This window comes from Kosmotoga sp. (assembly GCF_982836095.1).
The window spans coordinates 1-10,460 of sequence record NZ_CEYIHJ010000013.1; the positions used below are offsets into that span (position 1 = coordinate 1).

General features: G+C 43.2%; 9 protein-coding genes. All 9 read left to right on the top strand.

Annotated features, from left to right (window positions below; all coding sequences use genetic code 11):
• A partial coding sequence (lepA, locus tag AC3LHT_RS01930; RefSeq protein ID WP_488661797.1) for a translation elongation factor 4 occupies positions 1-1,512 on the top strand: 1,512 nt, incomplete at its 5' end.
• Positions 1,513-1,528: 16 nt separating this feature from the next.
• Positions 1,529-2,398 carry a deoxyribonuclease IV gene (locus AC3LHT_RS01935; RefSeq protein ID WP_290645308.1) on the top strand — a complete coding sequence of 290 codons (870 nt, stop codon included), beginning with the start codon at positions 1,529-1,531 and terminating at the stop codon, positions 2,396-2,398.
• On the top strand, positions 2,391-3,968 hold the full coding sequence (gene pyrG / locus AC3LHT_RS01940; protein ID WP_290645310.1) for a CTP synthase: 1,578 nt from the start codon (positions 2,391-2,393) through the stop codon (positions 3,966-3,968). The genes AC3LHT_RS01935 and pyrG overlap by 8 nt, the downstream gene beginning before the upstream one ends.
• Before the next feature lie 4 nt (positions 3,969-3,972).
• Positions 3,973-4,794: a dihydropteroate synthase gene (folP, locus tag AC3LHT_RS01945; protein WP_290645312.1), complete on the top strand. Its 822-nt coding sequence runs from the start codon at positions 3,973-3,975 to the stop codon at positions 4,792-4,794.
• Positions 4,795-4,825: 31 nt separating this feature from the next.
• Positions 4,826-6,154, top strand: a complete 1,329-nt coding sequence (locus tag AC3LHT_RS01950) for a carbohydrate ABC transporter permease (RefSeq protein WP_488661798.1) — start codon at positions 4,826-4,828, stop codon at positions 6,152-6,154.
• Positions 6,155-6,163: 9 nt separating this feature from the next.
• The gene (locus AC3LHT_RS01955) at positions 6,164-8,581 is read left to right on the top strand and encodes a carbohydrate ABC transporter permease (RefSeq protein WP_488661799.1); all 2,418 of its coding nucleotides are present in this window, start codon (positions 6,164-6,166) and stop codon (positions 8,579-8,581) included.
• Complete coding sequence (locus AC3LHT_RS01960) at positions 8,581-8,808, top strand: hypothetical protein (RefSeq protein ID WP_290645318.1); 228 nt, start codon at positions 8,581-8,583, stop codon at positions 8,806-8,808. The genes AC3LHT_RS01955 and AC3LHT_RS01960 overlap by 1 nt, the downstream gene beginning before the upstream one ends.
• Positions 8,805-9,596, top strand: a complete 792-nt coding sequence (locus AC3LHT_RS01965; protein WP_488661800.1) for a class I SAM-dependent methyltransferase — start codon at positions 8,805-8,807, stop codon at positions 9,594-9,596. The genes AC3LHT_RS01960 and AC3LHT_RS01965 overlap by 4 nt, the downstream gene beginning before the upstream one ends.
• Positions 9,596-10,460: tRNA (adenosine(37)-N6)-dimethylallyltransferase MiaA (gene miaA, locus AC3LHT_RS01970; RefSeq protein WP_488661801.1), on the top strand; the 865-nt coding region annotated here is incomplete at its 3' end. The genes AC3LHT_RS01965 and miaA, both read left to right, overlap by 1 nt.

Consider the following 10,460-nt stretch of genomic DNA (forward strand, 5'->3'; position numbering starts at 1 on the left):
CTTCTTGTAGATGCAAGTCAGGGAGTTGAAGCCCAAACCTTCGCGAATACCTACCTTGCCCTTGACAACGATCTGGAAATAATCCCGGTTATAAACAAAATAGATTTGCCCAATGCCAATATAGAGGAAACGGTTTCAGAACTGGAGGACCTGATCGGGTTCACGGCCGATGACTGTATTTACGCCAGCGGAAAGACGGGTCAGGGAGTTCCTGAAATCCTCGAAGCCATTGTAAGCAATATTCCAGCCCCTTCCGGCACACTAAACGCTCCACTTAAAGCCCTGATTTTTGATGCTGAATACGATAAATATAGGGGAGTCGTCATACACACGAGGGTGGTAGACGGCGAGATCAAAGTAGGAGATAAAATAATGATGTTCAGCACAGGGGAAGAATTCGAGGTTACTGAAGTGGGTATTTTCGCGCCCGAGCTTATCCCCACAGGCAATCTTGGGGCTGGTGAAGTCGGATACCTTATCGCTGGCATAAAGAATGTTGACAGCGCGAAGATCGGTGATACCATAACTTCTGCAACGAATCCTGTTTCTTCCCCATTGCCCGGGTTCAAGGAGATAAAGCCCATGGTTTATGCAGGATTGTTCCCGGGATTGCCGGAATATTACGAAGAACTCAGGAAAGCCATTGAAAAGCTGAAGCTGAATGATGCCGCTCTTGTTTTTGAGCCAGAAAATTCCCCGGCACTGGGCTTTGGCTTTCGAGTTGGTTTTCTGGGCCTGCTTCACATGGAAGTTGTAAGAGAAAGGCTGGAACGGGAGTTTGAGATAGCATGCATATTAACGGCACCTAATGTCGTTTATAAAGTGAAGCTAAAAAACGGTGAATTTATGGATATCACAAATCCAGCGAAATTCCCCGATGAATCTCAGATTGAAGAAATTCAGGAACCTTTTGTGAATTTGAGCATAATCACACCCTCTGAGTACATGGGTAACCTCATTGGATTCATCACCTCTGAAAAGCGTGGAGAATTCAAAGAGGTGGAAAATGCCGGAAAGAACCGGGTTGTTCTCAAATTTGAGGCCCCGCTGGCGGAAATAATGTTCGACTTTTTTGATAAGCTCAAAGCCATTTCAAGGGGTTATGCGTCCATGGATTATGAGATAACGGGATACCGGGTTTCAGATGTGGTTAAAGTCACAATACTGGTGAACCGCGAAACGGTGGATGCACTTTCTTTCATCGTGCATCGGAGCAAAGAATACCCCGTTGCCCGGCGAGTTGTTGAAAAGCTCAAAGATCTCATTCCCCAGCATCAATTCCAGATACCCATTCAAGCGAAATCCGGTGGGCGTATAATAGCCCGAAGTGACATAAAGGCATTGAGGAAAGACGTCCTTGCAAAATGCTATGGTGGTGACATAACGAGGAAGATGAAACTACTGGAAAAACAGCGCGAAGGAAAGAAGAGAATGAGAGAAATTGGCAGGGTTAACATTCCGCAGACGGCCTTTTTGGCATTGTTGAAGATCGGTGAAGACGAAGGGAAATGATTCAGGAGGAAGGAATATGCTGAAAATCGGAGCGCATATGAGCACATCGAAGGGATATCACCGTGTCCCCGTGGAAACACTGGGTATTGGTGGAAATTGCTTTCAGATTTTTCCTCATAGTCCGTCGATGTGGAGAGCAAAATTACCTGAAGAGAGAAAAATTGAGCTGTTCAAAGATGCGATGATAAAAACAAAATTGTGTTCTGAAGATGCTTTGGTGCACTCCGGATATCTGATAAACCTTGCCAGTCCAAAGGAAGAAGTTAGATATAAATCCATTGAACTGTTAAAGCTGGAAATAACAATCACCGAAATGCTTGGGTTAAAATACCTGAATTTTCACCCTGGTAGCCATCTTGGGACAGGCCTTGAAACCGGTATTGACCGAATAGCCAGGGGGATAGACGAGGTTCTTTCATCAATTGGTGATACAGAAGTAGTTCTCCTGTTAGAGAACGTAGCACCAAAGGGTGGAAACATCGGAAGCCGCATTGAAGAGTTGAAAATGATAATAAAAAGAACATCTTATGCTGACCGGATAGGAATAACCTATGATACCTGCCACGGTTTTGATAGTGGCTATGATATTCGTTCGCGAGAAATGGTCGAGAAACTTCTCGCTGAAATTGATCACTGGCTTGGCCTCGAAAAACTCAAAATGATTCATCTCAACGATTCAAAATACCCCCTCGGGGCAGCAAAAGACAGGCACGAGAGAATCGGTGATGGATATATTGGCGAAGAAGGATTTGCGGCCTTTCTCTCCAGTGATGAAATCCTAAAAAGACCTTTGATACTCGAAACACCAGGTGGAAATGAAGAACATGCGCAGGACATTAAACGGGTGAAAAAAATCCTTGGAATAGAGAGGGATGCGAATGACTAAAAAGTACATTGTAGTTACTGGCGGTGTGCTAAGTGGTATTGGAAAAGGAATTATTTCAGCTTCTGTTGCCAGGGTTCTTAAGGAAAGCGGTATACAAATAAACGCTCTTAAGATAGACCCTTACCTCAATGTAGATGCTGGCACGATGAATCCCAACCAGCATGGGGAAGTATTCGTAACAGAAGATGGCTATGAAGCCGATCTTGACCTTGGACACTATGAGAGATTTTTGGGAACTAACATGAAAAGAATTAATAACATGACAGCAGGACAGGTGTACAAAGCCGTTATCGACAAAGAGAGAGAAGGCCGCTATCTGGGTGGAACAGTTCAGATGGTCCCGCATGTCACCGCGGAAATAAAAGAAAGGATACTATCCGTTGAAGGTCAAGTTATTATGATTGAAATAGGTGGAACCGTGGGTGATATAGAAGGAGAAATATTCCTTGAAGCTGTGAGGGAGCTGGCTTTTGAATTGGGCAGGGAGCATTTCTTTTTCATTCACGTTACCTATGTACCCTATCTCAAGGCAACAAATGAATTTAAAACAAAACCTTCACAACAATCCGTACAACTTTTGAGAAAGATAGGCATACACCCCGATATGATTGCCATAAGATCCGAGTCCTCGATTACAAACACTGATTTGAAAAAAGTCGCACTCTTTGGTGGTGTACCCCAGGAGATGGTTTTTAATCTCCCAGACATGAGCAACGTTTATGAGGTGCCCTACAAACTCTACACACTTGGCATACACGAAAAAATTGCAAAAGCGCTTAATCTGTCGCTTACAGGTGAATTTCATTGGGATTACCCAAGAAGCTTTAACCCGTTGAAAATAGGTATTGTGGGGAAATACCTTGGCACGGACGACGCATACAAGAGCCTTATTGAAAGCATTTTACTGTGCAGCGCGGAAAAACCGGAAGTTCTGGATGCTCAGAATCTGGAAGAAATGACGGACGAAGAGCTGGGATATTTTATTTCCAGCTATGATGGCATTATAATCCCTGGAGGTTTTGGGAAGAGAGGTATAGAGGGCAAGATAAGAGCGATAAAATACGCCAGGGAACATAAAATTCCAACATTGGGGTTATGCCTTGGAATGCAGCTTATGGTAATAGAATATGCAAGGCATGTTGCCGGGCTTGAAGGCGCCAATTCAACGGAATTCGACCCCGATACACCTTACCCGGTAATTGATCTTATGGAGGCCCAAAAAGAAATTCTACACCTTGGAGGTACCATGAGGTTGGGAGCGCAGAAAACCCCTGTGTTCAAAAACACGAGACTGTATGAAATATATGGACAAGAAGTGATTTCCGAAAGGCACAGGCATAGGTATGAAGTCAATTATGAAATGTTTAAACAGCTCTTTACCTTACCCGAAGAAAAAACTGCTGAAGAGAAGCTGGTCATATCTGCGAAAGCCGACTTTGTAGAAGCTGTTGAATTGGAGAACCACCCCTTTTTCATTGGGGTACAATACCATCCGGAACTGAAATCAAAAGTGGGGAATCCCCACCCTTTGTTTAAAGCTTTTATCGATACTCTCAAGAAGATGAGGTGATCAAGTGAAGCTCATAGCACGGGGAAGGGTGTTGGAAAAGGATATTGCTATAATGGGAGTTGTAAACGTGACTCCAGACTCTTTCTATGCGAACAGTCGTGCTGGCGGTATCGAGCAAGCGATAACCCTTGGGCTTGAAATGTGCTCCTCGGGGGCGGACATTGTTGATATCGGTGGTGAATCTTCTCGTCCTGGTGCTGACCCTGTTCCTGTTGAAGAGGAAATTGATAGGGTAGTTCCGGTTATTGAAGCTATTAGAGAGATTAATCCTCAGATTTTTATTTCTGTGGATACCTACCACCCAGAAACCGCGAAGAAAGCGTTGGAAGCAGGAGCTGATATAATCAATGATATAACGGGGTTCAGAGATGAAAACATGCTGGATCTGGCTGCTGAATCTGGTGCCGCTATTGTGATTATGCACATGAAAGGCACTCCTAAGACGATGCAAAAAGCCCCTTATTATGAAGATGTGGTAGATGAAGTCAATTCCTTTTTGCTCGATAGGATAAGAGCCGCCTTAAAACGGGGTATCGATTCCCATAGTTTGGTGTTGGATCCCGGAATAGGCTTTGGTAAGCGCTTCGAAGATAACATTGAATTGCTTAAAAACATCGGAGTGTTCAAATCAGCAGGCTTTCCGGTGCTGATTGGCCACTCACGAAAGAGCTTTATTGGAAATATTTTAGACCTCCCACCTGAAGAACGTTTAGAAGGAACGCTCGCGGTTTCCGCTTATTGCTTTTTCAGGGGAGTCGATATCTTGAGAGTTCATGATGTGAAAGAAAATGTACGGCTTTTGAAAACGCTCAGGTATTTTAAGTAACGTTTATTTTGGATTTCCGGGAGGGTTTAAAATGGCATATACCAAGTACTCCAAGAAATACTGGCGAGAAACCCTGCAAGCCTATCTGTTTTTGTTGCCTTCCATCGCTGTGCTTGGAGTCTTTGTTTTTTGGCCCATAGGGTTTTCGCTGGTACTTAGTTTTTTCAAGTGGGATTATACCAGCGCGGAGAAATACTTTATCGGGCTGGGAAATTACAAGGAATTGTTCAGAATGTCTTACCCTGTTAGCCTGAATTTCTTCTATGCCTTCGTCAACACAGTGGTTTATGCTCTTGGCGCATTGCTTTTTGTCAGGCTCGTATTTTATGTTACCGCTGGCATGACGAAATACTCCCGGCCAGAAAGAAAATTCTCACTGTTTTATACAATATCGCTTGTATTCTTCATATTGTTCTACGTGGTGAAAATGGCTAATCCGGGGTTTTCTATATCTTGGTTGGTGCTGTCACTTGTATTTATAGGTTATTTCCTTTACGTCATAAGGCGTTACAAGAGGGATAACCATATAGCTATGATGCGGTCGAGAAGCTGGACGACATTGATATTGTTTATAGTTTTCTACCTTGTCGTTGCCTTCTGGCTGTCGAAATCCGGTGATGAGCTGATCAGCTATTTTAAGCTCGCCAAGGAAAGCTCAGATTTTCTCAAAGCCATTTACAACACCGTCTATTATGTTATCTTATCTGTCCCAACGCAGATTGCTCTTGCTTTAATCATTGCTCTCTTGCTGAACCGAAACATCAGATTCAAAAATCTTTTCAGGACAGCCTATTTCATTCCCTTTGTTACTTCGGTTGTTGCCGTTTCTCTGGTGTGGCAATGGATGTTCAATGACCAATTTGGATTGCTAAACTATTTTCTGTCCTGGTTTGACATAAACAAAATCGCCTGGCTCAAAGAAGAGAGATGGACAATTCCAACAATTGCCATTGTCTCAGTATGGCAGCATTTGGGATACACAACGGTGATCTTCCTTGCGGGCTTGCAAAATATAGACCGCTCTTATTATGAGGCAGCCGACGTCGATGGCGCCAATAGCTGGCAAAAGTTCAAATACATCACCTGGCCCTTACTTTCTCCTACAACCTTCTTCATCATGATAATTACAATGATAGGATCTTTTAAGATCTTTTCACAGATCTTTATTCTTTATCAGGGATTGCCCGGGCCCGTGAACAAAAGTGGATTGACACTGGTTTATTACGTTTTCCAGAAGTTTTACGATGAACAGAGGATGGGTGTAGCCAGTGCGGCTGCGTATATGCTCTTTTTAATAATACTTCTGCTAACTTTCATACAGTTCCGGTTAGGCAAAAAACGGGTTCATTATGAGAGCTGAGGTGGGAGAATGAAAAATACTTCTTCAAAGACTTTAACGCAGGTATTCATATATTTGCTGATTGTAGGCGGGGCACTCATGATGCTGCTGCCCTTTGCATGGATGGTCGATACATCTTTTAAGGCCTCCAGTGAAGTTTCAAGCTGGCCACCGAAATGGACAACAAAAAACGCCCGTTCGAGCGTGGAATTCAAGACGAAGATTCGTTACCAGTCTGCTGGCAGTGGTGTTGACCTTTCCTCACTCAGCCTTGATGAATTCAAGAATTTCGCCTCACTTATAGGCAGTAAGGCGGGAAAAGATACGCTTATCGTAATGCTTGACGATGATTATATCAGAAGAGGTACTATCACCCTTGGATTGCTGGATGAAAACGGAAACCCGGCGGATTTTCCTGAAAAAGTCGATGCCGAGAAATTTGCAGGACTTACAAGCGAGGTAAATGCACACCTTCACGATTACCCCTCTGTAATAGCGAAGAAAATGGAATCCATTCCTTTGGATGATGTTGCGGGTTTCCTGGATGGTTTCTTGAATATTGCGGAATTTGGGGATGATGGATTTGCGAGGAGGGTCGTCCTAACCACTTCCGTTGAAACAACTACACGTCTGACCATAAAAAAGGCTGAGACAGTAATCACTTCTTCTTTTAAAGTGCTTCCCACAGATTCTGAAGCTCAAAAGAAACTGAAAGAGGATATAGTGAGAAAGGCCATTGAACTCTTTCAACCGATAACTAACGAACTTACCAGCTTCGCTACCGATCTTTCGAACTATCGTGTAGGTGAAAAAAGAGTTCCTGAACCTGAAGAAGTGTCTGCCATCGTTTCCAAAATAGCAAAAATGAAAAACGACTTTGAACTCCAAAAATCAGGTATTTATCAAGCACTTGACGAAATGGTGCCCAGCTCCGATAGGTTTCTTCTGGTAATGTTTAATCGCTTCAAAACCAGTTTTAACGGGCTCATGGACGATCTCATGCGCTGGAAAGTGCTTTTAGAGGACTACCTTGAGGTGAAAAAGTTCTATCTCAACGCACAGGATACCCCTTTGCCTGATGCTTACATCGTTGGCGAGATAAGGTCTGATGCCGAAGTGCATTCATTGCTCATGGAGGCTATTGACGAATGGAACGTACCGGAAAACTTGAAAGCTTACCTAAAAACTTCAATCACAAAGAAAAATGTGAGGGACGCGTTGAAAATTTTGATTTCTTACCTCGATAGCAATTTCAAAGAAGAGTTAAAAGCGCATTTTTCTGAACTCACCAACGAGGTCTTTGATAAGATAACAGAGGCTATAAATTTGTTGAAAACAGCTATGATAATCGTTGACGATGAAAAATTCAACGACGAAATTAAGAGATTCATGGAAGGAGAGTTCGGTTACCAGGAATTCAAAGAAGTGATGAAAGCGGCGGGCTCAAAAAGCGGGCAAAGTGCTCTTTTCGGAGCGGTGCTTGCGTATCTCGACAGGTATGCAGAGAAAATAGAAGGAAGCGATTTTTCCTCCCTTATAAGAAGGCGATGGACTGAAACCAATTGGATTGGCGTTTTTTCAAAGCTCCATTCGGATATTTTCAGCGAGCTAGATCTCACAAAAAAGCCCCCGCAGATAGCGAAGGTTTTCTACCGGGGAAGAGCAACGAAATCCGGAAGAAAGTCCTTTGAAATTGTATTTAACGATATCCCCGCTGTTTGGTTCAAAGATGATATGGTATATGGAAGAGCTGAATTTACCCTCACCGAGACATTCGCCAATTTCTGGCAGAACTATGTTGATGCCTGGAACGCCGCGCCTTTCGGGCGTTATTATTTGAACACGGTTTTCGTTGCCATAGTAACAACCTTCCTTGAGATAATTTTCGCCGCTATGGCCGCTTTCGCTTTTGCCAAAATGGAATTTTTCGGCAAGAACTTCATGTTCACCATCTTTCTGGCTACCATGATGGTTCCAGGTGAGGTCCTTTTGGTACCAAATTTCATAACATTAACGGTTTTTGGATGGATAGATACGTATTATGCCCTTATAGTCCCATGGGTTGTAAGCGTATTTGCCATTTTCTTGCTCAGGCAGCATTTCATGACCATCCCTGATGAACTCTACGATGCCGCAAAAATCGATGGCTTGTCCAAGTGGAAATTCCTCTGGAGGGTCATGGTACCTCTTTCAAAGCCAGCAGTGATAACAGGGGCTCTTCTCAAATTTGTGGGAAGCTGGAATTCGTTCCTGTGGGTCTTGATAGTAACCAAGAGCCCGGAGTACAGAACGCTGCCTGTGGGTTTACAAAACTTCAGTAGCGCGACGGGAACTGAGTATAATCTCTTGATGGCTGCTGCGACTTTTTCTATCGTTCCAGTTGTAATGTTATTCCTGTTTACGCAGAAATACTTCATTGCGGGTATTGCTAGGAGTGGGTTAAAATAGTGGGCAAGAAGCGCCAGAGCCATTTCATATTCTTTATCTTTACGATTTTTTTTCTAATAGTTCTTGGACTGACAAATTACAGGGCATACACTAATTACAAAGCCGCTGAGAAGCGGCTTGAGGAAGTTGAGAAGCGCTATAAAGAGTTAGAAAAAAAGCTTGAGTCTCGCCAACAAGAGCTGGAAGCGCTAAAAAAACTGCTTGAATTACATCAGGAGGAAAAATGAAATACGCGGTTACAACATCACATAAACCCACAAATGAGCTCGCTATAAAGGCCCAAAAGATTGCTGTTGAATATAAGGTGCCTTACATCTCAAGGCGCAAACTCGTAGAATTGAAAAAAGAGGGAAAATTAGATCTGGATTTTTACTATGTGCTCGATAGAAATGAGCAATTGTACATTCTCTATGATAATTCGAAGTTCTTTTTCCACCCTTCAATGGCGAAATTGCGTTTGAAAAACTACCGTGAAGGGCAAAGAGACCACTTGATAGAAAATCTGGGGCTAACGGGAGAGGAAAGGATTTTGGATGCGACCTTTGGACTTGGCAGTGAAGCCCTACTCATGTCTCATTTTTTAAAATCCGGTGAAGTCATAGGTCTGGAGGCTTCAGTGCATGTTTACAGAGTGGTGAAACACGGGCTCGAGCATTATCCCTTTCAGTATCCGTGGATGAAAGAAGCCGCATCCAGGATAACATTATTGAATCAGGACATGAAGCATTTTCTAAGAGATTCAGCCGATGAAAGCTTTGATATTGTTTATTGTGATCCCATGTTCGAGGTGCCTCAGTACAGTTCGAGCTCGTTGAACCCTTTGAGGCCTTTTGCCGTCTATGAACCTATCACATTAGAGGATGTACAGGAAATGATAAGAGTTTCAAGAAAAAAAGTGGTGTTGAAATCGCGCATTACAGACAGTTTCTTTGAAAAACTCGGAGAATTTATCGAATTTTCGTATGTAGACGGCAGCAAGAGCAGCGGCGTGATATACGGGGTAATAAAAAAGTAATGGCTATTATGATGATTTTAGGTCCCACAGCTGTGGGAAAGACAGAAATTTTACTGGCGATATCAGAACGGTTGCCTATTGAAGTTGTCTCGGTTGATTCCAGGCAAATTTATAGACATATGGACATAGGCACCGCAAAGCCCTCAAAAGAGGAACGCGAAAAGCTTCCGCATCACTTGATTGATATTGTTGACCCTGATGAAAGCTATGATGCCTATCGGTTCAGTAAAGACGCAAAAAAGCTCATCACAAACGTCGTGGCTCGGGGGAAAATCCCTGTGCTGGCTGGTGGAACCGGGCTGTATGCTGATGCTCTTTTAAGGGGCTTTGTTGAAGGCGCACCTCGCAATGAGGTGGTGCGTAATGCGCTGAAGACCATTGAAGAAAATGCTCCGGGGTCACTGAGAAGGATACTTGAAAGGGTTGATCAAGTTGCATATGAAAAAATACATCCCAATGATTTAAAGCGAACGATAAGATACCTTGAGGTTTTTTTTACCACGGGCACTAGTTTGAGTTCGATTCAAAAAAACTCTGATATTTCTGAGGAATACGCTGTTATAATACTAAATAGGGGGCGGCTTTCTCTGCATCGGCGTATAGAAACACGGGTGGATAAAATGATTGAAGCCGGTCTGGTCGATGAAACAAAAAAATTGTTGGATATGGGTTTTACAGAAGATTTAAATGCCTTGCAAACAATAGGTTATGCAGAACTGATCAAATATATAAAGGGGACTTGTTCTTTAGAGAGAGCCGTGGAGTTAATCAAGAGAAATACTCGCCGGTATGCACGCAGGCAGATTATATGGTTCCGAAGGTATCGGGGAGTCTGTTGGTTAGACCTTGAAGAATTGGGTTTCA